Source organism: Streptomyces sp. NPDC048442 (genome assembly GCF_040651475.1).
GTDB lineage: Bacteria > Actinomycetota > Actinomycetes > Streptomycetales > Streptomycetaceae > Streptomyces.
Genome location: NZ_JBEZKB010000006.1, coordinates 305,914 through 329,140, shown reverse-complemented (window position 1 = coordinate 329,140; position 23,227 = coordinate 305,914). Strand labels below are relative to the sequence as shown.

At 70.9% G+C, this 23,227-nt stretch carries 26 protein-coding genes and 1 pseudogene; 6 read left to right on the top strand and 21 right to left on the bottom strand.

The window, feature by feature from the left end; genetic code table 11:
• Positions 1-92: 92 nt before the first annotated feature.
• From AB0D18_RS12660 to AB0D18_RS12635, 6 genes and pseudogenes are all read right to left on the bottom strand, one after another.
• Complete coding sequence (locus tag AB0D18_RS12660; protein ID WP_362415873.1) at positions 93-656, bottom strand: transposase; 564 nt, start codon at positions 654-656, stop codon at positions 93-95.
• Positions 653-1,191 (bottom strand): annotated as a pseudogene (locus AB0D18_RS12655) (winged helix-turn-helix domain-containing protein). Before AB0D18_RS12655 ends, AB0D18_RS12660 begins: the two are co-directional and overlap by 4 nt.
• 542 nt (positions 1,192-1,733) lie before the next feature.
• The gene (locus AB0D18_RS12650) at positions 1,734-1,913 is read right to left on the bottom strand and encodes a hypothetical protein (protein WP_362415871.1); all 180 of its coding nucleotides are present in this window, start codon (positions 1,911-1,913) and stop codon (positions 1,734-1,736) included.
• A 133-nt stretch (positions 1,914-2,046) separates the two neighbouring features.
• Positions 2,047-2,340 (bottom strand): VRR-NUC domain-containing protein, encoded by a 294-nt coding sequence (locus AB0D18_RS12645; protein WP_362415968.1) that lies wholly within the window; start codon positions 2,338-2,340, stop codon positions 2,047-2,049.
• Complete coding sequence (locus AB0D18_RS12640) at positions 2,273-3,124, bottom strand: MBL fold metallo-hydrolase (protein WP_362415869.1); 852 nt, start codon at positions 3,122-3,124, stop codon at positions 2,273-2,275. The genes AB0D18_RS12645 and AB0D18_RS12640 overlap by 68 nt, the downstream gene beginning before the upstream one ends.
• Positions 3,125-3,167: 43 nt before the next feature.
• A complete protein-coding gene (locus AB0D18_RS12635; RefSeq protein ID WP_362415867.1) occupies positions 3,168-3,614 on the bottom strand; it encodes an Lrp/AsnC family transcriptional regulator in 447 nt (148 codons plus the stop codon).
• A 93-nt stretch (positions 3,615-3,707) separates the two neighbouring features.
• Between AB0D18_RS12635 and AB0D18_RS12630 the strand changes: the two genes are divergently transcribed.
• Positions 3,708-4,241, top strand: coding sequence for a rhodanese-like domain-containing protein (locus AB0D18_RS12630; RefSeq protein ID WP_362415865.1), 534 nt, complete (start codon positions 3,708-3,710; stop codon positions 4,239-4,241).
• A 26-nt stretch (positions 4,242-4,267) separates the two neighbouring features.
• Here AB0D18_RS12630 and AB0D18_RS12625 read toward each other — a convergent pair whose 3' ends face one another.
• The 3 genes from AB0D18_RS12625 to AB0D18_RS12615 all read right to left on the bottom strand — a co-directional run bounded on the left by AB0D18_RS12625 (position 4,268) and on the right by AB0D18_RS12615 (position 7,611).
• The gene (locus tag AB0D18_RS12625; RefSeq protein WP_362415863.1) at positions 4,268-5,164 is read right to left on the bottom strand and encodes an ATP-grasp domain-containing protein; all 897 of its coding nucleotides are present in this window, start codon (positions 5,162-5,164) and stop codon (positions 4,268-4,270) included.
• A gap of 129 nt (positions 5,165-5,293) precedes the next feature.
• Positions 5,294-6,976: a DUF885 domain-containing protein gene (locus AB0D18_RS12620; RefSeq protein WP_362415861.1), complete on the bottom strand. Its 1,683-nt coding sequence runs from the start codon at positions 6,974-6,976 to the stop codon at positions 5,294-5,296.
• A 35-nt stretch (positions 6,977-7,011) separates the two neighbouring features.
• Positions 7,012-7,611: an Lrp/AsnC family transcriptional regulator gene (locus AB0D18_RS12615; RefSeq protein WP_362415859.1), complete on the bottom strand. Its 600-nt coding sequence runs from the start codon at positions 7,609-7,611 to the stop codon at positions 7,012-7,014.
• 59 nt (positions 7,612-7,670) lie between these two features.
• Between AB0D18_RS12615 and AB0D18_RS12610 the strand changes: the two genes are divergently transcribed.
• Positions 7,671-8,930 (top strand): PLP-dependent transferase, encoded by a 1,260-nt coding sequence (locus AB0D18_RS12610; RefSeq protein WP_362415857.1) that lies wholly within the window; start codon positions 7,671-7,673, stop codon positions 8,928-8,930.
• On the opposite strand, the gene AB0D18_RS12605 is transcribed toward AB0D18_RS12610, so the two are convergent.
• The 4 genes from AB0D18_RS12605 to AB0D18_RS12590 all read right to left on the bottom strand — a co-directional run bounded on the left by AB0D18_RS12605 (position 8,848) and on the right by AB0D18_RS12590 (position 12,145).
• A complete protein-coding gene (locus AB0D18_RS12605; RefSeq protein WP_362415855.1) occupies positions 8,848-10,305 on the bottom strand; it encodes a GNAT family N-acetyltransferase in 1,458 nt (485 codons plus the stop codon). The genes AB0D18_RS12610 and AB0D18_RS12605 overlap by 83 nt on opposite strands.
• Positions 10,306-10,449: 144 nt before the next feature.
• Entirely contained in the window at positions 10,450-10,782 is a 333-nt protein-coding gene (locus tag AB0D18_RS12600) for a transcriptional regulator (RefSeq protein ID WP_362415853.1), read from the bottom strand.
• Entirely contained in the window at positions 10,779-11,198 is a 420-nt protein-coding gene (locus AB0D18_RS12595; protein ID WP_362415851.1) for a hypothetical protein, read from the bottom strand. Before AB0D18_RS12595 ends, AB0D18_RS12600 begins: the two co-directional genes overlap by 4 nt.
• Positions 11,199-11,314: 116 nt before the next feature.
• A complete protein-coding gene (locus tag AB0D18_RS12590) occupies positions 11,315-12,145 on the bottom strand; it encodes an alpha/beta fold hydrolase (protein ID WP_362415849.1) in 831 nt (276 codons plus the stop codon).
• 149 nt (positions 12,146-12,294) lie between these two features.
• Between AB0D18_RS12590 and AB0D18_RS12585 the strand changes: the two genes are divergently transcribed.
• Both AB0D18_RS12585 and AB0D18_RS12580 read left to right on the top strand, forming a co-directional pair.
• Complete coding sequence (locus AB0D18_RS12585) at positions 12,295-13,197, top strand: RNA polymerase sigma-70 factor (protein WP_362415847.1); 903 nt, start codon at positions 12,295-12,297, stop codon at positions 13,195-13,197.
• A 203-nt stretch (positions 13,198-13,400) separates the two neighbouring features.
• Positions 13,401-14,165 carry a GntR family transcriptional regulator gene (locus tag AB0D18_RS12580; protein ID WP_362415845.1) on the top strand — a complete coding sequence of 255 codons (765 nt, stop codon included), beginning with the start codon at positions 13,401-13,403 and terminating at the stop codon, positions 14,163-14,165.
• 154 nt (positions 14,166-14,319) lie between these two features.
• On the opposite strand, the gene AB0D18_RS12575 is transcribed toward AB0D18_RS12580, so the two are convergent.
• The 8 genes from AB0D18_RS12575 to AB0D18_RS12540 all read right to left on the bottom strand — a co-directional run bounded on the left by AB0D18_RS12575 (position 14,320) and on the right by AB0D18_RS12540 (position 22,422).
• Positions 14,320-15,486 carry an ROK family protein gene (locus AB0D18_RS12575; protein ID WP_362415843.1) on the bottom strand — a complete coding sequence of 389 codons (1,167 nt, stop codon included), beginning with the start codon at positions 15,484-15,486 and terminating at the stop codon, positions 14,320-14,322.
• 102 nt (positions 15,487-15,588) lie between these two features.
• Positions 15,589-16,176 carry a G/U mismatch-specific DNA glycosylase gene (gene mug, locus AB0D18_RS12570; protein WP_362415966.1) on the bottom strand — a complete coding sequence of 196 codons (588 nt, stop codon included), beginning with the start codon at positions 16,174-16,176 and terminating at the stop codon, positions 15,589-15,591.
• 19 nt (positions 16,177-16,195) lie between these two features.
• Positions 16,196-17,638 carry an adenylosuccinate lyase gene (gene purB, locus AB0D18_RS12565; protein ID WP_362415841.1) on the bottom strand — a complete coding sequence of 481 codons (1,443 nt, stop codon included), beginning with the start codon at positions 17,636-17,638 and terminating at the stop codon, positions 16,196-16,198.
• A gap of 59 nt (positions 17,639-17,697) precedes the next feature.
• On the bottom strand, positions 17,698-18,477 hold the full coding sequence (locus AB0D18_RS12560) for an SGNH/GDSL hydrolase family protein (protein ID WP_362415839.1): 780 nt from the start codon (positions 18,475-18,477) through the stop codon (positions 17,698-17,700).
• A gap of 91 nt (positions 18,478-18,568) precedes the next feature.
• Positions 18,569-19,588, bottom strand: a complete 1,020-nt coding sequence (locus AB0D18_RS12555; RefSeq protein ID WP_362415837.1) for a hemolysin family protein — start codon at positions 19,586-19,588, stop codon at positions 18,569-18,571.
• On the bottom strand, positions 19,585-20,931 hold the full coding sequence (locus tag AB0D18_RS12550) for a hemolysin family protein (protein WP_362415835.1): 1,347 nt from the start codon (positions 20,929-20,931) through the stop codon (positions 19,585-19,587). The genes AB0D18_RS12555 and AB0D18_RS12550 overlap by 4 nt, the downstream gene beginning before the upstream one ends.
• 207 nt (positions 20,932-21,138) lie before the next feature.
• Complete coding sequence (locus tag AB0D18_RS12545) at positions 21,139-21,573, bottom strand: GNAT family N-acetyltransferase (RefSeq protein ID WP_362415833.1); 435 nt, start codon at positions 21,571-21,573, stop codon at positions 21,139-21,141.
• Positions 21,574-21,627: 54 nt separating this feature from the next.
• A complete protein-coding gene (locus AB0D18_RS12540) occupies positions 21,628-22,422 on the bottom strand; it encodes an ABC transporter ATP-binding protein (RefSeq protein ID WP_362415831.1) in 795 nt (264 codons plus the stop codon).
• Positions 22,423-22,599: 177 nt separating this feature from the next.
• Between AB0D18_RS12540 and AB0D18_RS12535 the strand changes: the two genes are divergently transcribed.
• Both AB0D18_RS12535 and AB0D18_RS12530 read left to right on the top strand, forming a co-directional pair.
• Positions 22,600-22,836 carry an antitoxin gene (locus AB0D18_RS12535; protein WP_362415829.1) on the top strand — a complete coding sequence of 79 codons (237 nt, stop codon included), beginning with the start codon at positions 22,600-22,602 and terminating at the stop codon, positions 22,834-22,836.
• On the top strand, positions 22,833-23,204 hold the full coding sequence (locus tag AB0D18_RS12530) for a fic family toxin-antitoxin system, toxin component (protein WP_362415827.1): 372 nt from the start codon (positions 22,833-22,835) through the stop codon (positions 23,202-23,204). The genes AB0D18_RS12535 and AB0D18_RS12530 overlap by 4 nt, the downstream gene beginning before the upstream one ends.
• Positions 23,205-23,227: the final 23 nt, after the last annotated feature.

Genomic DNA, 23,227 nt, shown 5'->3' with positions numbered 1-23,227 from the left:
GGGCACCCCACCGCTTCGCCCACATGGTCAGAGCCTCGGCCAGCGTGTGCTGGCCCATGGCCCCCTGGTACTGGAGCTGGAACTTCCAGCCCTCATCGTTCGACGGACTGCGGTTGAACTCGTGGAGTCGTTGCGGTGAGGGTGAGGCCGGTCCCGGTGAGGAATCCGTCGATGAGGTCGCTGCGGTACTGGATGACGTGCAGGCCGTGCCGGACGGTCTGGATGAGGTGCTCAGGTGTGGCAAGCGCGGTGTTGCTCAGCCAGCCGCGCCGCAACAGGGACCAGGCGCCCTCCACCGGATTCAGGTCCGGGGCGTATGAGGGCAACTGGTAGACGGTCAACCAGTCCCGGACGTCAATGAACTGCCGTATCCCGGCGGCCAGATGGACATTGAGATTGTCCCAGATGAGCACGATCGGGCCGCCCAGTTGCTGGTGAGCGGCCTGGAGCAAGCCGCGGTAGTCGCGCCAGCTGAAGCTTTTGCGCCCGTCGCGCCGGCCGTCGTCCCGTCTCGGCCGGTAGGTCAATCGGGACCGCTCACCCGGTTTGTAGCAGGTCAGGGCTGCAATCGAGACACGCCTCCGTGAGCGTCCCCGCACCCGGACGACAGGGGTGCATCCGCGCCTGGCCCAGGTGCGGGAGATCGGCGGCGTCATCGAGAACCCGGCCTCGTCCTCGAAGAGGATCCAGGCATCGAGCGCCGCCGTGGTGCTTCCGCCTGGGGTCAGGTCTCCTTCACCCAGCCGGTCACCGCATCGTCGTCCCGCTCGATGGCCCGTCTGGCCGGGACCTGGCAGGAGAACCCGTGCCGGATCAGCAGCTTGCGCACCCCCTGGACTGTGTAGCTCTTGTGGAAGCGCTGACCGATCACGGTTTTGACCCGAAGCAGGGTCCACCGCTGATCCGTCCACCCATGCGCCACAGGCCCCGGGCCAACTCCGCCTCCAGGGCAGCGAACTGGGCTTCACTAAACCGCGGCAACGAGGCGGAGCCGGGCGAACACAGCGCACGAGGACCTCCCTTGGATCAGATGCGGCGCCATCGCTGCACCGACCGGACGCTGACACGCAGATCCTTGGCGATCGCCGAACTCGCCTCATCCCGGGCGAACCGCTCGGCCGCCAACAGACGGACGCCCTCGCGGAACTCCCGACGCTCACCTGTCAGCCCACCACCCTGCGCGTACCTCATGACAACGGCATGCCGTGAGGATCAAGGACTGTCAGCACCTACGACAACACGAGTTCAACCGCAGTAACTCTCTTCTCTCGATCTTCTTTGGGTTCAGTGTTGTTCTTCGCTGGCTCGGGATTTTATGTTCAGATCACTGGGTGATTGAGGAGTTCGGTGTAGCTATTTCTCTTATTAGTGTGCTTTCTGGTCTCGCGTGGCAAATTTTTATGCGCCAGGCGATTATCCGAGCGCAGCACTCTGAGTGTGGTTGGTGTAGGTACATGCGCACCTGTCACGGTGTGGGACTTGCAGATTCTCCGGTGGGAATGGTGTAGCAGGGACCTGTGCGGTTCCCGCGCGGGTGCTGTGCGCCTTCGCCTCGAAGGTCCCCGCTGGCCGGAACGCGGCAAGTTTGCCGGTACGGATGCGGTGGGACTGGTTGGACGCCCGGTTGATGTTGTCGTGGGTATCCACGTGCGCCCAGGAGCCGGGGCATTCACGCAACGCCTGTGCGGTCTGGCTGCGGTGCGGGGCGGGCAGGGTGTCGAACCGTACGTGCATCAGGAGGCTCCGTTCGAGGTGCTGGCGGTCTCGGCGAGGTGGCGGATGCGGTCCGCTGTGCGCCATTGGTGGTTGGTGAGGTGTTCGCACAGGAAGTTCGCGAGGTCTGCGATTGCGGCCAGGGCCTCGTCGGTGCTGAGGTCCTGGCCGTGCCCGGTGTGCGAAAGCAGGTGGGGCATCGATGTCAACGGTTGTTGCAGTGGCAGGTGTTGGTGACGATTTTGAACCAGCTGTCGCAGCTGGAGCACCACATGGAGCCCGGGGGCGTGCTGTGGGTGGTGCTTTCGCTGCCGGTCATGGTGATCTCTCGGTTCAGAGGTTGTCGGGGAGCTGGGCGCGGGGTCCGCCGGGGGCGAGGGTGTTGACGATCAGGCCGAGGTCGCGGGGCCGCCACAGGGCGACCTCGAAGCCGCAGCCGGCGAGGTGCTTGAGCCAGTTGCGTTGCGCGGGCCGGATGAGTCCTGTGTTCGTTTTGAGTTCCACAAACAGGGTCCGGATCGCTGTGGGGTGCCCGTAGACCTCGTCGGGCCAACCGGCATCACTGCGTTGCGAGTTGTGGGTGTGGTGAGAAAGGGCGGCGTCGCCTGGGCCGCTGCCTTTCCTCAGCCGTGCCCACCCGAGGGGACGGCGGCCAGCGCGGCCATGCCTTCGACAAGCGGAAGCGTCCCTGCGGGGGGCGCCCCCGACTCCTGCGTCCTGGTAGGCGGCGGCCACGGCAGTGAACAGCCGCTCGGGGTGGGTGAGGGTCCCACCATGAGCTGCCTGCACCGTGGCGGGTAGCTTCGTGCAGGTCCATCCCGGCGGTGGCGAGCGCGGCGGACGCGTCGAAGGTACGGGCCAGCAGATCACGGATGGCCGTGACCCCGGACCGGTCGGTGATTTTCCCGTGTCCGGGGACGAAGACCGCGGCCCCCGTGTCCAGAAGGGTGTCGCATGCGGTGATGCAGGCGCGTAGGGACGGGGACCACACCACCATGTGGGCGCCGTTGAAGAGAGCGTCCCCGGCGAAGACCACGCCATCGTCGGGGACGTGCACGGCGACGTCGCCGTGGCTGTGGCCCAGCCCCAGGCCGGCGAAGCCGACCATCCCGAAGTGCTCAGCCGCGTAGGCGGCAACGGGCGTCGTCGGCGGTGACTGGCTCAGTGCGGTGAGCTGCACGGGGCTCATCTCGTGACACAGATTGGCACCGGACGAAACCGAGGTGATGAACTCGGCGTCCGGTATCAACTGGTTGCCCCAGGTGTGGTCACCGTTGCCCTGGGAGTTGACCACAGTGGTGATCTCAGCGCCGGGGGCCGCAGTGTCTATCGCGGCCATGTCTCCGACCTGCGGCAGCGGATTGGCACCCGGCTCGAAGTCGTCAAACAGCGCGACGGCTCTGCGGTCCACCACCACCTGTAGGCCCGCCGTCCGCAGGCGCAGGGGCGGCCGCTCAGTGGCCGATCGCGCGGCGTGGCAACGGCGACGAGTACACGACGCTGGTCGTCACCGACCCGAGCGCCCCGATCCGCCCCGCCACCTCCTCCAGGTGCTGCATCGACCGCGCGGCGACCTTCAGCACGAAGCAGTCGTCGCCCGTCACGTGGTGCGCCTCCAGGACCTCGGGCGTCGCGTCGAGCAGGTCGTGGAACGGCTTGTAGTTGCCGTGCGGATACCGCAGCCGTACGAACGCCAGAATGGGGATGCCGAGCCGCTCCGGCTCGACCACGGCGGAGTACCCGGAGATCACGCCCGCCTCCTCCAGCCTGCGGACCCGCTCGGTCACCGCGCTCGACGACATCGAGACGGTCCGCGCCAGCTCGGCGAACGAGGCCCGCCCCTCACGCTGCAGGGCTTCCAGAATGCGCCAGTCCGTGGCGTCCGGTGAATATCCGGTCATGGGGACAGACAACAGGGGAATCACCGGCAGATCAAGAGAAGCTCAGGGGGAATTCACTTCAGCCGGATGATCATCGAACGTAGATTTCAGGCCATGACCCACACCGCTTCGCAGCCCCAGGCTCCTGCCGCTCAGGCCCTCGCCACGCAGCCCCAGGCCCCCGCCGTCAACTCCGTCCTGCGGGTCCCGCCCGCGTCCCCCGCAGCCGCCGCCGCGTACTTCGGTGCCAGCCTCGCCTTCCACGCGGACGTCTCCGACGTCGCCGCCGCGCTCGCCTCCGGCGAGGACCCCGGCTTCGTGGTGATCGACTCGCGCTCCACCGAATCCTGGAACCAGGGCCACGTCCCCGGCGCCGTCCACCTGCCGACCGCCCTCATCCCCGAGCAGGCCGAACGCCTCCTCGACAGACGCGTTCCGGTCGTCACGTACTGCTGGGGCCCCGGCTGCAACGGCGCCACCCGCGCGGCCCTCGCCCTCGCCCAACTCGGCTACCAGGTCAAGGAGATGCTCGGCGGCATGGAGTACTGGATCAGGGAAGGCTTCGAGTTCGAGACCTGGGAGGCCCGCGAGACCCGCGAGGCGGACCCGCTGACGGCACCGGTCGGCGCGGAGAACTGCGGCTGCTGAGCGGGAAGAGCGCGGAACGAGACGGGTCACCGACGCGCGGTACCGGTGGTGCCGGGGTCGTCCGTTTGGGCCAGCGACGCGAAGAGGGGTGCGGCGTCCGCTCCCTCAGGCAGCCCGCTGACTTGCCCGTCGCCCACCTCCACGACCCGCCACACCCCGTCGTCGCGCAGCGCGAGATCGGTCGTCACCCACCGGCAGCCGAGCTCCCGCACGGCGGGACCCACCGCCGTGAGGTCGGGCTCCGGCAGCTGCCCGGGTGCGTCCGGATGCGCGGAGACCAGTACGGCCTCCCCGTCCACCCACCACACCCGGGCCTCACCGCCAGACACGAAGTGCTCGTACGTCCGCACCACGAGACCTCCCGCGAGGGTGCCCTCCTGGAGCGCGAAGAAGCGGCCCACCACGGCCGACAGGGCTGCCGTGTCGCCGAGTTCGGGCACGAAGCAGGCCTCGTGCCACTCGTGCTTGCGGGACTTCACGTAGTCCTTCACCACGGCGGGACCGGACCCCAGCGGGGCGGCGAGTACGGCCAGATCGGCAGCGGCGGGCGGGCTCCCGGGCGGCAGCTCACGCCAGACGCTGCGCGGAGTGAGCTCGGCGAACACCTCGTACCAGCCCGGCAGTTCATGCGCCCGGCGGTACGCACCCGGGTCGGTCAGCAGGTCGCAGCCGCGCTCGCGCATGCCGCGCGCCAGCTCCTCGTACCGGGACACCGGGATCATCCACCCCCGGTACCAGTACGGTCCCGAGTCGCGCGGCACCCGCGCCAGCGCCGCCGGGACGTCACCGGCGAGCAGGGCGTCGTGATCGAGGAGCGCCACCGCCCCGCCCGCGCCGTGCACAGCTGCCGCATCCCCGGCGAACGCCGGGTCGGGGCGGCGGCCGCGCAGCGGATCGGAGCACAGCAGCCAACTCGCGTTCATGGTCTCCCCGTTGAGGGCCTGAGGGTCTGAGGGCCTGAGGGCCTGAAGCTCTGGAAGGACCTGAAGACCCTGAAGGTCTTGAAGAAGAAGGGCGGCCGGTTGCCGGCCGCCCCCGTGGTCACCCGCAGGTCAGAGCTTCGAAAGCTCGTCCACCAGGTCGTCGAGGCCCAGCGACCCCTGCGAGAGCGCCGCCATGTGCCACGCCTTCAGGTCGAAGGAATCGCCGTGCGCGGCGCGGGCGTTCTCCCGGCCGAGGAGCCAGGCCCGCTCGCCCAGCTTGTAGCCGATGGCCTGGCCCGGCATGGACAGGTAGCGGGTGATCTCACTCTCCACGAAGTCCGCCGGACGGCCGCTGTGCATGCCGAAGAACTCCTCCGCCAGCTCCACCGTCCACCGCTCGCCCGGGTGGAACGGGGAGTCCGCCGGGATCTCCAGGCCCAGGTGCATGCCGATGTCGACGATGATCCGCGTCGAGCGCATCATCTGCGCGTCCAGGTAGCCGATCCGCCGCTCGGCGTCCGGCAGGAAGCCCAGCTCGTCCATCAGCCGCTCCGCGTACAGCGCCCAGCCCTCCGCGTTGGCGCTGACGATGCCCACCGACGCCTGGTAGCGCGACAGCTGGTCGGCGACGTGCGTCCACTGCGCGAGCTGCAGGTGGTGGCCGGGCACGCCCTCGTGGTACCAGGTCGACAGCAGGTCGTACACCGGGAAACGGGTCTCGCCCATCGTCGGCAGCCAGGTGATGCCGGGGCGGGAGAAGTCCTCGGAGGGATTCGTGTAGTACGGGGCTGCCGCGCCGCCGGGCGGGGCGATGCGGGACTCCACCTTGCGGACCCGCTCGGCGAGTTCGAAGTGGGTGCCGTCGAGGGCCTCGATCGCCTCGTCCATCACGGACTGGAGCCAGACGCGGACCTCCTCGACGCCCTCGATGTGGGTGCCGTGCTCGTCCAGCCAGGCCAGCGCCTCCCACGGGGTGGCAGCCCCGGGCAGGATCTTCTCGGCCTCCGCCTTCATCTCGCCGAGCAGCCGGTGGTACTCCGCCCAGCCGTACGCGTACGCCTCGTCCAGGTCGAGGTCGGTGCCGTTGAACGCGCGCGACCACCGTGCGTACCGCTCGCGGCCCACGGCCTCGGGCGCGTCCTTGACGGCAGGGGCGTACACGTCGCGCATCCAGTCGCGCAGTGCCACGACCGCCGCGGTGGCGTCGCGGCCCGCCGCGTCCAGCTCCGCGCGCAGCGCGTCAGGGCCGCCGGCCGCGAACTCATCGAACCAGCCCTGCTTCTCGCCCGCCCACTCGGTGAGCTGCTCGATGAACGTCGCGGTCGGCCGCGGACCGCCCAACAGGCCCTTCTCTAGGCCGAGTTCGAGCGACTTCCGATAGCCGTCGAGGGCGGCGGGGACACCGCGCAGCCGCTCCGCGACGTCCGCCCAGTCGTCGAGGGTTTCCGTCGGGGCGAGCGCGAAGACCTCGCGCACGCTGTGCGCGGGGGCGTGGATATTGCTGACGGCGCGCAGGTCCTCCTGCGCCGCGTGCACCGCGAGTTCGGCGGTCAGCCGCTCGCGCAGCAGCCGCCCGCAGCGCCGCTCGGCATCGGTTCGCGCGCCCGGCTGCCGCTCCGACTCGTCCAGCACGGCGAGGGTGTGGCGGGCGAGTTCGGCGACGGCCTGACGGCCCTCGGGGGAGTAGTCGGGGAGCGAACGGGCGCTCTCCTTCACCCCGAGGAGGGTGCCCATGATGGGTTCGAGGGTGACCAGGGCGTCGACGTACGCGTCGGCGACCTGACGGGGCAGGGGGATGCTGGTGTCTGACATGCGGACATCCTCGTACGGAAAGGCACCCCGCGTCACTAGCGTCCTGGCTCGGAGACCTGTCGGCCCTGCTCGGAGACCTGTCGGCCGTGGTCGGAGACCTGCCGCCCCTGCTCGGAGACTTGGCGCCCGTATTCGGAGACCTGCCGGCCGCTTCCCGGCGGCGCGGCCGGGGGCAGCAGCGGCCCGCAGTCCCACTGCTGGAAGATCAGCCGCGTCTCCACCCTGGCCACTTCGGGCCGCGACGTGAACTCGTCCAGTACGAGGCGCTGGAGGTCGGCCGTGTCCGCCACCGCCACCTGCACCAGGTAGTCGTCCGGCCCGGTGAGGTGGAACAGCGCCCGGGACTCCGGCAATGCCGTGATCCGCTCCACGAACGGGCCGATCAGTTCCCGCCGGTGCGGCCGCACCTGTACGGAGAGCAGCGCTTCGAGGCCGCGCCCGAGCTTGGCCGGATCGAGCCGCAGCTGGTGCCCGAGGATCACCCCGGAGCGGCGCAGCCTGCCCACCCGGTCCAGGCAGGTGGAGGGTGCGACGCCGACCTCGGCGGCCAGCTCGCGGTACGTCGTCCGGGCGTCGTTCTGCAACAGCCGCAGAATGTGAAGGTCGACCGGATCCAGCGCGACAGAATCAGCCATCTGTCGAACGTAGCACGGGGTTTTTCCCGCACGGCCCGCCGGATGTTCAGACTGCCCCCATGAGCACCGACACCGCGCCCGTACCCCGGGCCCTCGCCACCCACGCCGTGCACGCAGGCCGCGAAGACCTCGCCGCGCTGGGCGTGCACGCGGTCCCGCTGGACCTGTCGACGACGTACCCCTCGTACGACAGCCGCGCCGAGGCCGCACGCATCGACGAATTCGCCGCCACCGGCGCCCGCCTGGACGGCCCGCCCGTCTACGCCCGCCTGGACAACCCGACCACCGCCCGCTTCGAGGACGCCCTCGCACAGCTCGAAGGCACCGACAGCGCCGTCGCGTTCGCCAGCGGCATGGCGGCGCTGACCGCCGTCCTTCTCGTACGGTCGTCCATGGGCCTGCGGCACGTGGTGGCGGTGCGCCCGCTCTACGGGTGCAGCGACCACCTGCTGGGCGCCGGGCTGCTGGGCACCGAGGTCACCTGGGTCGACCGGAGCGACCCGGCGGGCATCGCGGCGGCGACACGCCCGGACACCGGGCTCGTCATGGTCGAGACCCCGGCCAACCCCACCCTCGCGGAGATCGACATTGCCGCCGTCGCGGACGCCTGCGGATCGGTGCCGCTGCTCGTCGACAGCACTTTCGCGACACCGGTCCTCCAGCGGCCCGCCGAACACGGGGCGCGGCTGGTGCTGCACAGCGCGACCAAGTACCTGGGCGGGCACGGCGACGTGCTGGCCGGGGTGGTGGCCTGCGACGAGGAGTTCGCGCGCGCTCTGCGCCAAGTGCGGTTCGCGACCGGCGGAGTGCTCCATCCGCTGGCCGGATACCTGCTGCTGCGCGGCCTCTCCACGCTGCCGGTACGCATGCGTGCCGCCTCGGCCAACGCCGCCGAACTGGCCCGCCGCCTGGCCGCCGATCCGCGCGTGGCCCGCGTCCACTACCCGCGCCTCGGCGGTGCGATGGTCGCCTTCGAGGTGTACGGAGACCCGCACGCCGTCATCGGCGGCGTGCGGCTCATCACCCCGGCCGTCAGCCTCGGCAGCGTCGACACGCTGATCCAGCACCCGGCCTCCATCAGCCACCGCATCGTGGCCGAGGGAGACCGCAGGTCGGCCGGTGTCAGCGACCGGCTGCTGCGGATGTCGGTCGGTCTGGAGGACGTCGAGGACCTGTGGCGCGACCTGTGCGAGGCCCTCGCCGCGGCCGGAGGGGCCAACCCCGGCACAGGCTTGGTCAGTTCCGGTCGGCCTGCTGTCCGTACGGAGTCGCCTCGTGGAGCGGAACCGGCAGCTGTACCGGAGCCTGCTGCGCGCTGAGCCGGGCGGTGACGACGAGCGTGCCCTCCTCGATCTGATAGTCGAGGGGCAGTTCAAGACCGCGCATCGCGGCGACCATCCCGGTGTTGGACGCCTGGGTCACCGCGTAGACGCTGCCGCAGTCGGCCTCCTCCGCCATCGACACCAGCCGCGACAGCAGCATGGAGCCGATGCCGCGCCGCTGCCAGTCGTCCTCCACGAGCAGTGCGACCTCGGTCTCGTCGCCGTCCCACAGCAGGTGGCCGAGGGCGACGAGCCGGCCGGACGCGGTCTGCACGGCGAGGGTGCGGCCGTAGCGCGGGCTCAGCAGGTGGTTGAGGTAGCGGTCGGCGTCGCCGACCGGCCCGTGGTAACGGAGGTTGAGGGTCCGCTCGGAGCAGCGCTCGTGCATGGCGAGCGCCGCCTCGATGTCGTCGGGCCCGGCCCTGCGCACGGTGATCGTGTTGCCCTCGGGCAGCGTGAGCACGTCCTGGCTGCGCGGTACCCGGGGGCCGAGCCGGGCGTCCAGCTCCACCAGCGCCCGCGCCCGCGCGAACTCGGTCGGGGTGAACGGCAGATACGGTCGCTCCACGGTGATCGACCCGCCCGACGGATCCCCCAGCCGCATCACGGTCCCTTCCAGTACGCCCTCCACCGGGGTGCTCTGCCCGGTCGGCCGCCCGGTCAGGGTGGTGGCGGGCAGCGAGTGAATCGTGCACCGGCCGAGCAACTGCCGCAGCGCGAGAGGCAGTTCGGCCGCGTCGAGTGCGGTCCGGGTGGCCAGGCCGAGCACCCGGGTGGGGGCGTCGACCAGGTCGTGCGCGTCAGCCCGCTCCAGCCAGGTGTCCCGGGCGCCGATCGCCGCGACCTCGCGGGAGAGGTCCCGCGCCTGGAGGCCGGCGGGGCTGCGGAGCAGGAGTTCGTCCACCGTGCTGTCGCCCAGCGGGTGCGTCTGGAGGGTCAGGATGTCCACGTGCAGCCGGGCGAGCACGGTGCACAGCGCGGCCAGCGAGCCGGGCTCGTCCTGCACGGTGGTCCGCATCCGCCACAGCGAGGTCTCCCGCACCTCGTCGGCCGCCGGGGCCGGGGCCGGTGCGTGATCGGCGGTACGGGCGGTACTGGCGGGACCGGCGGTATCGGAGGTGGTCGGCGGCGGGGGCGCGTGACTGTGCCGTCGTGCCCACCAGGTGTGGAACCCGGCGGTGGCGGCGAGAGCCACCGCCGAGGCGATGAGCAGTACGGGCCCCTCGGGGCCGTGCACGATCATGTTCGCGATCGAGTCGGCGACCGCCACCGCCGTGAAGAGCGCGGCGAGCTCGACGAGGTCGCGGCGCCAGTGGTGACGGCGGCCGCCGGCCTTGGTGCCCGAATTCTTGATTCCAGTCGTGTGGGTCATGGCAGCACTCTTGCCGAACGGTGTTGCGTGATCACGAACGCTCTGTGACTGATGGGTTAAGCGTGCTTCTGGTCGTTTCGCTGCGATTTCCGACGAGGGGTGACTGGCGCTGACCGCCCCCGTGACGAGGTACGTTCGCCCAGGTCACGCCGGGGAGTCAAGCCCTTGGCCCCCGGCGATGGCCCGCAGTGCGTCCAGATGCTGCCGGTACGCGGCCCGCCCCTCTTTCGTGAGTGAGAGCCAGGTCCGGGGCCGCCGCTCGACGCGCCCCTTCTGCACGGTGATCCAGCCGGCCTCCTCCAGCGCGGCCACCTGCTTGGACAGTACGGAGTCGGACACCTCCACCAGGTCTCGTACGAAGCTGAACTCCGCCTTTTCCAAGGGGGAGAGAGCCGCCACCACCGACAGCCGCACCGGTGAGGTCAGCAAGGGGGCGAGTGCGTGCCGGGGGTGCGTCCCGGGCTCCTTGCCGGTCATGCCGGCCTCCGTATCTCGAACCAGGCCCCGACAGCGAAGGGCAGGGCGCAGGCGAGGGTGGCCACCGCGGCGAAGAGTGTATTGCCGTGGAGGAAGGTGGTCCCGAGAGCGGCCGTGAGCCCGAAGGCCACTCCCCACCCGCCGATCACCGCACCGTGTCGTATCCCGAACCCCCGGCGGAGGGTGCGCTGGCGTGCCGCGTACACGCTCATGGCGATCACCACCGCCGTGTTGACGCCGATGGCGACGAAGGTGCTCGCCGGGCCCCGCCACAGGACCAGCGTCGGCGCGATCACGAGTTGGGCCAGCCCGAACACCAGCAGGAAGCGCAGATACCAGCTGCTGCCCTGCCAGGCCGCGCTCTCCACTCTGTCGGCCTGCCTCAACGCCTCTGCGGCATGGGTGTGTTCAGACATTTCTCCCCCTCGGAGCGATCCGTGCAGCATCGCGTGCACTGCTCGTGCTTTCCAGGTTGGCACCTACTTTCCAACCTGGCAAGTACTCGAAAGGGTGGACGCCCCAGGGCGGGCTGTCAGCGACTCGTGTCCAGAATGACCCGCGCCACCAGCGCCGGATCGTCGTTCATCGGCACATGCCCGCACCCCGGCAGCCGGACCAGCCGCGCCCCCGGAATGACGTCCTTCGCCCGCACCCCCTGCCGCCGCACCAGCAGCCGGTCCTTCGTCCCCCATGCCACCGTCACCGGGATGTCCGGCACATCGTCCCGGAACTGGACGGCGCGCCCGGTGGCCAGCGTCGGCCCGAACCCGGAGCCCTCCCGCAGTGCGAGGGTCTCCGCGACGACGGCCTCCGGCGTGCGCCGCCCCGGCTTTGCGTAGATGGTGCTGGTCAGCGCGAATCGCCCCGCCTCGCTCCTCGACAGCCGCTCGATCAGCGGCAACGGCATGGCCCTCGCCGTCGCCCGCATCCCGCGCAGTGTCGTAAACGCGTACCGCCGCTCGGCCTGCGTCCAGAACCCGGCGGGGGACAGCGCCGTCACCGACCGCACGAGCTTCTCGCGGCCCAGCTCCAGGGCGAGCAGCCCGCCGAGCGAGTTCCCCGCCACGTGCGGGCGGTCGACGCCGAGCTCCTCGCACAGCGCGGCCAGTACGGGCACCACCGCACCCAGGTCGTACGACATGCCGTCGGGGAGGGCGGGCGAGGCCCCGAACCCCGGCAGGTCGACGGCGATGACGTCCCGCTCCGCCGACAGCGCGGACAGCACCGGCTCCCAGGCCTGCCAGTGGTGCCCGATGCCGTGCAGCAGAAGCAGCGGCGCGCCCCGCCCCACCCGCTCGTACGAGACGGAAGCGGTGCGCGGGCCCCCGGGGGACTCGACGGTGAACTCGATGCTGGCGGTCATGGTGTGCAGCTCCCTCGGATCCCTGGGCCGCTGTGTCCCCGGGCTACGGCCTTAGACGGTCTGTCAGTAATAACTACCCTTCAGTAGGATGGAGTTCAAGAGTGCGGTCGATGCTGGACAGTGCCAGGCCCGTGAGCTGGGATGGACCCGTGACTGCCGATACCGTGACCGACCCGAATGACCTGTCCGCCCTCTTCGAAGAGCACCGCCATGTCCTGACCGGAGTCGCCTACCGCATGCTCGGCCGCGTGGCCGATGCGGAGGACGTCGTTCAGGAGGCCTGGCTGCGCTGGTCGGCCGAGGGCCGCGAGGATGTCCGCGCCCCGCGCGCGTATCTCGTACGGATCACCACCCGCCTCGCCATCGACCGGCTGCGGCACGTGCAGTCGCGCCGCGAGGCGTACGTCGGGCCGTGGCTTCCCGAGCCCTTCGAGACGGACTTCGGCGTGACCGCCCCCGACACCGCGGAACAGGCCGTCCTCGCCGAGTCGGTCTCCCTCGCCGTCCTCGTCGTGCTCGAATCGCTCTCGCCGCTGGAGCGCGCCGTGTTCGTCCTGCGCGAGGCTTTCGGCTTCCCGTACGGAGAGATCGCCACCGCGCTCGACAAGTCGGACGCGGCGGTGCGCCAGCTCGCCGGCCGGGCCCGCAAGCACGTCGACGAGCGCAAGCCGCGCTACGACGTGGACCCGGTGCAGCAGCGCGACCTCACCGAACGGTTCCTCGCCGCGGCCACCGGCGGCGACCTCGGTGAACTGCTGTCGCTGCTGGCCCCCGATGCCAGGCTGATCGGCGACGGCGGCGGCAAGTCGAAGGTGCCGCTGCGGATCGTGGAGAGCGCGGACAAGGTGGCGCGCTTCCTGATCGGCGTGGCGCAGAAGGCGATCCCGGGCATGGAGGTCCGCCTCACCGAGCTCAACGGCGGGCCCGCGGTGCTGATCCTGGCGAACGGGGAGCCGGACGGCGTCTTCCAGCTGGATGTGGCCGACGGACTCATCCAGTGCGTCTACATCGTGCGCAACCCGGACAAACTCACCGCACTCGCAGTGGAGTAGCCGTCCGCGCCCCCCTACCCCCCGCCCCGCGTCCGCCCGTCGGATGCGGGGCGGTCTGCTGTCCTGCGCCATCCCGCGAGGTATTGGTCTTGACCAACCAGATGTGCCGTCCTATGGTCGCAGAGTTAGTGCAAGGACCTTTAATAAACAAAGGCGCGGAACACGGAACGCCGCGGGGGACGCGGCGATTGCGGAGGATCAGGGTGGGGACCACGCAGCTCGAAACGGTGCCGGAGCCGAAGTACTGGCACCTCAAGACCGTGCTCAGCGAGGCACTCGACACCGACTTCTCGGTCGGCGAGATCCTCCCCAACGAGCGTGATCTGGCGGCCCGCTTCGGCGTCGCCCGCGCCACGCTCCGCCAGGCGCTCGAACAGCTGGAGCTGGAGGGCCGCCTGCACCGCCGCCGCGGCGTGGGCACCACGGTCGCCCCGCCCCGGGTCGACGTCTCCACCTCGCAGCACACCTGGCCGGGCGCGGCCGACGACGTCTGGCAGCCTGCCGACTGCACGACCGCAACGATCGCCGCCGCCCCGGCCGCGGTGACCCGGATGTTCACCGGCGTCGAGGGCGAACTGCACACCGTGCGACGCACCCGCACGACGCACGGCCAGCCGGTCGCCGCCGAGCTGCTGTACGTCCCGGCGGCCTCGGTGCCCGAACTCCCGGCCATAGAGGCCCCGTCGGGCCCGGTCCGCGCCCGCAGCGTGCTGCGCGAACTCCAGCGCCTCGGCCTGGACGGCCAGGACCGCGCCGTCGAACTGGGCTCAGCCCGCGCCGACGACGCCAAGGAGCTCGACCGGCTGCCGGGCGCGCCCGTCCTGGTCGTCACCACCCGCTACTTCGCCCAGGGCCGCACCGCCGCCGTCTCCGTCGCGACGTACCGGGCGGACACCTGCCGGCTGACCTTCGGCGACTCGGGCGACCTGGAGATCAGCCACCACGGCCCGGCCGCCCACGCGTCCTGACCTCGGCTCTTTTCGTACGTACGGCCCGCCGCCGACCTCGTCACCGGCGGGCCTTACGCAGGTGCCGCTTCCCGCCGAACACCGGCAGGCCGTACGCAGGTGACGCTTCCCGGCGAACACCGGCAGGCCGTACGCATGGACCGCTCTGCGCCGTCTAGCGGCGGGCCGTCACCGTGGTCTCCACCGCGAACAGCTGCTCCTCGACGTGATCCAGCGCGAGGCGCAGCGCACCCGTCGCCACCGACGCCTCGCCGAGCAGCGACAGCGCCACCCGTGGCGGACGCAGGCAGTACCGCTCCAGCTCACCGCGCAGCGGATCCAGCACGCCGTCGATGCCGGCCGCCCACCCGCCGATCACGACCAGCTCCGGGTCGAGTGCCAGGACCAGCGCCGCGACGTCGTGCACCAGCCGCTGAATGAACCGTTCCACCGCTGCCTGCGCCTGTACGTCACCACGCTTGGCCTCGGCGAAGACCACCGCCACCGCATGCTCGTCCAGCGGATGCAGCGGCTCGTCGGTCGTCGAGAGGAGCTTTTCCGGCCGGGCCTCGCGCCCCAGCAGATGCAGTGCGCCGATCTCGCCCGCCGCGCCGCCGTACCCCCGGTGCAGCCGCCCGCCGATCAGTGAACCGGCGCCGGGGCTCAGCCCCGCCAGCACGAACACAAGGTCGTCGGTGTCCTGCCCGACGCCCTTCCAGTGCTCGGCCACCGCAGCGGTGTTGGCGTCGTTCTCCACCAGCACCGGGCACCTGAACGACCGGCGCAGCCGCTCGCCCAGTGGCAGGCCGGTCCAGCCGGGCAGTGCCGTACAGAGCCGCACCGTGCCGTCCGCCTCGACGATGCCGGGGCTGCCGATGCCGACCGCCCGCAGCGAGCTGCGCGGCACTCCGGCCCGGCGCAGTACGTCGGCGACCACCTGGCGCACCCGCTCCAGCCGGTCGTCCGCACCGGCCGACTCGTCGACCTCCCGGGATCCGGCGCCCACGATCCGCCCGTCAAGACCCGACAGCAGCGCGGAAATGCGGTGCGGGCCGATCTCGATGCCCAGCAGATGCCCCGCCTCGGCCCGGAAGCGGAACCGCCGCGCGGGCCGCCCCTGGCGCTTCGCGCTGCCCTCATCGGCCACCGTCTCCACGACCAGACCGGTCTCGATGAGCCCCTCGACGACACCCTCGACGGTGGGCCTGGACAGGCCGGTGATCCGGGTCAGGTCGGTGAGGGTGGGGGAGTCCACGGAGTCCGCACCGCGCAGGGCGTGCAGGACCACCGCGGAGTTGATCCGCCGCAACAGAGAAGGGTCCCCGCCGGTCAGCCGCCCCAACGTGTCCTCCCAGCTCGTACGCTTGTCTGCCGGATCGTACTAGCAGGCGAGGTGCCAGGGCGAGCCGGGCGGTACAAAGCGGAACCGGATCGTTGCAGGCCGCTACCTCTCGGCGCCACCTTCCGGCGCTGCCTTCCGCCGCTGCTTTCCCGCGCTGTCCTCCGCAGCCGCCCGCAGCCGCCCGTACTCCTGCGCCATCGCCTGCACGCTCCAGTGCGCGTTGAGGCCGCTGGGATTGGGCAGCGCCCAGAGACGGGCGCCGCCGATCGTCCGCTCCTGCGGTCCGATCTGCGCCTTCCGCTCCCCGAAGGCCGTCCGGTACGCGGTCACGCCGACCACCGCCAGCCACTGGGGCCGCAGCCGTTCCACCTTCTCGGTGAGCAGCCGCCCGCCCTCCCGGAACTCCTCCGCGGCCAGCTCGTCGGCGCGCGCGGTGGCCCGCGCCACCACGTTGGTGATGCCGAGCCCGTACACGAGCAACTCGTCCTGCTCGTACGGCTTGAGCTGCCTCGGAGTGAAGCCCGACCGGTGCAGCACCGGCCAGAAGCGGTTGCCGGGGCGGGCGAAGTGGTGGCCGGTCGCGCCCGACATCAGGCTCGGGTTGATCCCGCAGAACAGCACACGCAGACCGCCCGCGATCACGTCGGGAATGACGTGGTCGCGGGCGGCCTGGAGTTCCTCGGGACTCAGCACGGGTCGTGGACGTCCCTCAGAGGATCGAGCCGGGGGTGTAGCCCGCCGCCTCGGGGTGCTGCTTGGTGATCTCCTCGATACGGGCGACCAGCGCGGCCACCTGCTGACCTGCGGCACCCGTGAAGGAGAGCTTGTCCGCCATCAGCTCGTCGAGCTGCGCGCGGTCCAGCGGCATCCGGTCGTCCGCCGCGAGCTTGTCGAGCAGCTCGTTGCGCTCGGCGCCCTGCTCGCGCATGGCCAGCGCGGAGGCCACCGCGTGCTCCTTGATGACCTCGTGCGCGGCCTCCCGGCCGACACCCGCCCGTACGGCCGCCATCAGGACCTTCGTCGTGGCGAGGAACGGCAGGTAGCGGTCCAGCTCGCGGGCGACGACCGCCGGGAACGCGCCGAACTCGTCGAGCACCGTCAGGAAGGTCTCAAGGAGGCCGTCGAACGCGAAGAACGCGTCCGGCAGCGCCACCCGGCGGACCACGGAGCAGGACACGTCGCCCTCGTTCCACTGGTCGCCCGCCAGCTCGCCGGTCATCGACGCGTAGCCGCGCAGGATGACCATCAGGCCGTTGACGCGCTCGCAGGAGCGGGTGTTCATCTTGTGCGGCATCGCGGAGGAGCCGACCTGGCCGGGCTTGAAGCCCTCGGTGACCAGCTCGTGGCCCGCCATCAGGCGGATCGTCTTCGCGACCGAGGACGGGGCGCCGGCCAGCTGCACCAGCGCGGTCACCACCTCGTAGTCCAGCGAGCGCGGGTAGACCTGGCCGACCGAGGTGAAGGCGTGCGCGAAGCCGAGGTGGCCCGCGATGCGCTGCTCCAGGTCCGCCAGCTTCCCGGCGTCGCCGCCCAGCAGGTCGAGCATGTCCTGGGCGGTGCCGACCGGGCCCTTGATGCCGCGCAGCGGGTAACGGCCGAGCAGCTCCTCAAGCCGGCCGTACGCGACGAGCAGCTCGTCGGCGGCGGTCGCGAAGCGCTTGCCGAGGGTGGTGGCCTGCGCGGCCACGTTGTGCGAGCGGCCCGCCATGACCAGCTCGGCGTACTCGCCGGACAGCTTGCCCAGCCGGGCGAGGACGGAGACCGTGCGGTCGCGCATCAGCTCCAGGGAGAGCCGGATCTGGAGCTGCTCGACGTTCTCGGTGAGGTCGCGGGACGTCATGCCCTTGTGGACCTGCTCGTGCCCGGCGAGGGCGTTGAACTCCTCGATCCGCGCCTTCACGTCGTGCCGCGTGACCTTCTCGCGCTCGGCGATGGAGGCGAGGTCGACCTGGTCGAGTACGCGCTCGTAGTCGGCGAGGGCCTCGTCCGGAACCTCGATCCCGAGGTCCTTCTGTGCACGCAGTACGGCCAGCCACAGCTGGCGCTCCAGCCTGACCTTCTGCTCGGGGGACCACAGGACGGCAAGCTCCGCGGAGGCGTAGCGGCCGGCCAGGACATTGGGAATGCGAGGCTTCGCACTTGCAGCAGTCACGTAAACAGATTCTACTGGCGCTTTCTGCAGGCCAGGGCCATGGGTTCGTTCGTACGTTGCTACGAGAGCGGCTCGTCGTACGGAAGCAGCTCGGGCCTCTTCGCGGGCCTCCCGTCCCCCGAGGAACGGCCGGTGATCCGCCGTCCGATCCACGGCACCAGGTGCTCGCGCGCGAACCGTGCGTCGCTCACCCTGCGCGCACTCCAGCCCGGCGGCGCCGTGGCCGGCAGCGGGGACAGCCAGTCGTCCTCGGCCTCTTGGCCGAGCGCCTGCCAGACCGCTTCGGCGACCCTGCGGTGCCCCTCGGCGGTCAGGTGCAGCCGGTCCACGTCCCACATCCGCCGGTCGCCCAGGACGGCGGCTCCGTACAGGTCCACGACCACCGCGCCGTGCTTCGCCGCCAGGTCGTCGACGACGGTGAACAGCTCCTCCATGCGCGGCCGGAACCGCTCCATGACCGGACCGTTGCGGCCCGGGCTGCGCATCAGTACCAACTGCTTGCAGGACGGCGCCAGTTGCTCGACGGCCTCGGTCAGCTTCGCGCGTACCCGGCCCATGTCCACCTTGGGGCGCAGGGCGTCGTTGAGGCCGCCCACCAGTGTCACCACGTCCGCCTTCATCGCGGCGGCGAGCGGTGCCTGCTCGTCGGCGATCTGGCCGATGAGCTTGCCGCGCACCGCGAGATTGGCGTACCGGAATCCGGGCGTACGGGCCGCCAGGCGGGCGGCGAGCAGATCGGCCCAGCCGCGGTACGAGCCGTCGGGCAGGGCGTCGGACATTCCCTCGGTGAAGGAGTCGCCGACCGCGACAAAGCTGGTGTAGGTGGCATTCATCTCCATGGCGGAGTGATCGTACCCAATCGCTTGTGGACGCGCGCGGTCGGGAAACGACACTGCCCGGCCCCTCGGGTGAGGGGCCGGGCAGTGTGCGTCAGGCCTGCTGCGGTGGTCCGACCAGTTCCCGCAGCACGTCCTCCATGGTGACCAGACCCGCGGGCCGGCCGTCCACGTCGGCCACGGCCGCCAGGTGCGTACGGCTGCGGCGCATCGCCGTCAGCACGTCGTCCAGCGGCGTCTGGGCCCGCACCCGGGCGATCGGCCGCATCGCGGTGACCGGGAACGGCAGATCGCGCGGCGTCGCGTCCAGGGCGTCCTTCACATGGAGGTAGCCCAGGATGCGCCGCGTCGAGTCGAGGACGGGGAAGCGCGAGAAGCCGGACTCGGAGGCCAGCCGTTCCAACTCCTCCGGAGTGGTCCCTACCTGCGCGTACACCACGCGCTCCACCGGCATCACGACGTCCCCCACCGGACGGCGGCCCAGCTCCAGGGCGTCCCGCAGCCGCTCGGCGGCCCGGTCGTCCAGGAGCCCGGCGTCCCCGGCGTCCTTCACCAGGCGGGCCAGCTCGTCGTCCGAGAACGTCGCCGACACCTCGCCCTTCACCTCCACCTTCAGCAGCTTGAGCAGCAGGTTGGCGAAGGAGTTGATCGTGAAGATCACCGGGCGCAGCGCGCGGGCCAGTGCCACCAGCGGCGGACCGAGCAGCAGCGCGGTCTTCGTCGGCTCGGCCAGCGCGATGTTCTTCGGCACCATCTCGCCCAGCAGCATGTGCAGGTACGTGGCCACGGCCAGCGCGATGACGAACGAGATCGGGTGCGTCAGGGCGTCCGGCACGCCCACCGCGTGGAACAGGGGCTCCAGCAGGTGCGCGATGGCGGGCTCGGCGACGATGCCCAGCACCAGGGTGCACAGCGTGATGCCCAGCTGGGCGGCGGCCAGCAGCGCCGAGACGTGCTCCAGGCCCCAGATGACGCTGCGCGCCCTGCGGTTCCCGGCCTCGGCCTCCGGCTCGATCTGCGAGCGGCGCACCGAGATCAGCGCGAATTCCGCGCCGACGAAGAAGGCGTTGACGACCAGCGTGAGCAGGCCGATGAGGAGCTGTATCGCGGTCATCGTCCGGCCTCCGTCTCTTCGGCACGGATGTTCTCCGACGTCGGCGGCACGTGCATCAGCACCCTCGCCGCGCGTCGTCCGCCCGCGTCCACCACGTCCAGTTTCCAGCCCGACAGCTCCACGCAGTCGCCCACCTCGGGGATCCGTCCCAGCTCGTTGGCGATGAGTCCGGCCAGGGTTTCGTACGGGCCCTCCGGCACGCGCAGCCCGATCCGCTCCAGCTGGTCGGTGCGGGCGGCGCCGTCCGCCGACCACAGGTCGCGGCCGTCGGTGTCCTCGCCCGCGCGGGCGAGGTCGGGGGTCTCGTGCGGGTCGTGCTCGTCGCGGACCTCGCCGACGACTTCCTCGACGATGTCCTCCAGGGTGACCACACCGGCCGTGCCGCCGTACTCGTCGATGACGACGGCCATCGTCCGCTTGCCGGACAGCCGGTCCAGGAGCTTGTCCACGGTCAGCGTCTCGGGGACGAGCAGCGGCTCGCGGACCAGCTCGGTGACCGGGTGCCGGGGCCTGCGCCCGGCGGGCACGGCCAGTACGTCCTTGATGTGCACCAGGCCGACCACCGAGTCCAGGCTGCCCCGGTACACGGGGAAGCGGGACAGCCCGGTCGCCCGGGTGGCGTTCGCGACGTCCTCGGCGGTGGCCTGTACGTCCAGCGCGGTGACCTGCACGCGCGGCGTCATCACGTTCTCCGCGGTGAGCTTGGCCAGGTTGAGCGTACGGACGAACAGCTCGGCCGTGTCGGCCTCCAGCGCGCCCTCCTTGGCGGAGTGCCGGGCCAGCGCGACCAGCTCCTGCGGGCTGCGTGCGGACGCCAGCTCCTCGGCGGGCTCCATGCCGAAGCGGCGCAGGATGCGGTTGGCCGTGTTGTTGAGGTGGCTGATCAGCGGCTTGAACGCGGCCGTGAACATCCGCTGCGGGGTGGCCACGACCTTCGCGACGGCCAGCGGCGAGGAGATCGCCCAGTTCTTGGGGACCAGCTCGCCGACGACCATCAGGACGACGGTCGACAGCGCCGTACCGATGACGAGCGCCACCGAGGAGGCCACGGCGGGGGACAGACCGACCGCTTCGGCCGGGCCCCGGAGCAGCTTGGAGACCGACGGCTCGGCGAGCATGCCGACGAGGAGGTTGGTGACAGTGATGCCGAGCTGGGCGCCCGACAGCTGGAAGGTGAGGCTGCGTACGGCCTTCAGGGCGCTGTCCGCGCCCCGCTCACCGCGCTCGACGGCCCGTTCGAGGTCCCCGCGCTCGATGGTCGTCAGCGAGAACTCGGCTGCGACGAAGGCACCGCAGATCAGCGAGAGCAGCACGGCCACGAGGAGCAGAAGCACTTCAATCATCGGTTCACCTCCGTCCCATGATCGAGCAGGGTCAGGAGGAATGCGCGATGTCGGCTACTGGGAGGCTCGCCCATGGACGGACGCTCACACCTTTCATGTCGGGAAGTCGGAAGATCCTGGAAGTCCCAGAATGAAGCACCCATAGTAAAGGACAGGCAAAGCTGTTCGATCGCCGCCGGCCGTGGTCACCGCCCGAGCGGCTCGCCGTCACTGCCCGAGCGGCTTGACCCATCGGCTCCACTGCGGCTGGGGTGCGTACCCCGCCGACCGCCAGGCGGGGTGTGCGAGCGCGTTCTCGTCCAGCACCATGGCGTCCCCGCGCCGCCCGCCGAGAGTGACGAAACGCTCCTCGGCGGCGGCGAGGAGCGCGCCGGAGATCCCCCGCCGCCGGTGGTCCGGATGGACCGCCAGCCGGTAGAGCGAGCAGCGCCAGCCGTCGAACCCGGCGATGACGGTGCCGACCAGTGCCCCGTCCCGCTCCGCCAGGATCAGCGCCTCCGGGTCGCGGGCGACCAGGCGCTCCACGCCCTCCCGGTCGTCGCTGATGCTGGTGCCCTCGGCGGCCGTCTTCCAGAAGGCGAGCACGGCGTCGAGGTCGGCGGCGGTCGCGCTCCGCAGGCGCGCGCTTCCTGGATCGTCCATGGGTGCATCCCACCATCGCCCCGACGGCGGTGTCGAGAGAATTCCGCGATGCGGTCAGCCACAGCCCTTGCGGATGCGGGCGATGCCGTCGAAGCGTTTCATCCGCTCCAGTACTTTCTCGGCCGTGGGTCCGGACATGGTGTCCACGATCCGGCCGTCTCCCAGGAAGACCACCAGGTCCGCGTAGGCCGCCGCGCCGGGGTCGTGCGTGACCATTACCACCGTCTGCTCCAGGGAGTCGACCGCCTCGCGCAGGAACGAGAGCACTTCGGCGCCCGACCGCGAGTCGAGGTTGCCGGTCGGCTCGTCCGCGAAGATCAGCTCCGGCCGGGAGGCCAACGCCCGTGCGCAGGCCACCCGTTGCTGCTGCCCGCCGGAGAGCTGGGAGGGCCGGTGCCCGAGCCGGTCGCGCAGTCCCAGCGTGTCGATCACCCGGTCCACCCACTCCCGGTCGGGCCGACGCCCCGCGATGTCCATCGGCAGCGTGATGTTCTCCGCCGCCGACAGCGTGGGCAGCAGGTTGAAGGACTGGAACATGAAGCCGATCCGGTCCCGCCGCAGCCGCGTCAGCTCTCGCTCGCGCAGCCCGGTGATCTCGGTCCCGCCCAGCCACACCTGCCCCGCCGAGACAGTGTCGAGACCGGCCAGGCAGTGCATCAGCGTCGACTTTCCCGAGCCGGAGGGGCCCATCACCGCGGTGAACCGCCCGCGCTCGATGTCGACGTCGACGGCGTCCAGCGCGAGGACGGTGGTCTCGCCGCTCCCGTACGCCTTGGTCAGGCTGCGGGCACGGGCGGCGGCAGGTGCGGCGGCAGGCGTGGCGGCAGATTCGGCAGCAGGCGTGGACACGACGGCCTCCCCGGGTTGCGGTCGCCCCAACTCCCTTGGGAACAAGGAGAGTAGAGGCTGCTGCCGGGGGTGCACATCCCCCGGAGGTCGGGTGCCCGGGGTATCTGTAAGGGGCAGCCGAAATGCCCGAGCTGTTCGCTCTTGCGTGCGCTAGCATCCGCCCGCTAGCGTCGACGTGTGGCCAAGACCCAGCTGAACGTACGCGTGGACACCTCCACCGCCGAAGCCGCCCGTGCCCGCGCCCTCCAGCGCGGCGTGAGCGTCAACCGGTACATCGAGGAACTCGTCAAACAGGACGCGGGGGAGGTGGGGCGCACCTTCGTCGACGCCGCCGCCGACTTCATGCGGAGTTACGAATCCGTGTTCGCGGAGGAGTCCGGATCGAGAGGGATCCGGGGCGAAGCGGCGCGGTGACCCTGCGCATCGACCTAGCCTGGCTCCTCATGATCGCCGAGCACCGCACCCCGGGCGACCCCCGGGTCGTCGACTGGGGCGCCCTCGTGGCCGCGGTCGCCCGCCACGAGGCGGAGATCTTCGGCGTCCCGGTCTACGACGACCCGCACACCCGCGCTGCGGCGCTCCTCCAACTCCTCCTCCACGTACCGGCGTTGGAGCACTCGAACGCCCTGTACGCCTCCTCCGTGGCGTACGGCTACCTCGTCGCCTGCGGGCTGAAGGTCGAGCCGTCGGCCGAGCAGGTACGGGACCTGGCGCAGCTCGTGAAGGACGGCAGGGCGGACGTCACCGCCCTCGCGGGCGAACTGCGCCGCTGGACGGAGTGAGACGAACCGGGCGGACCAGAACG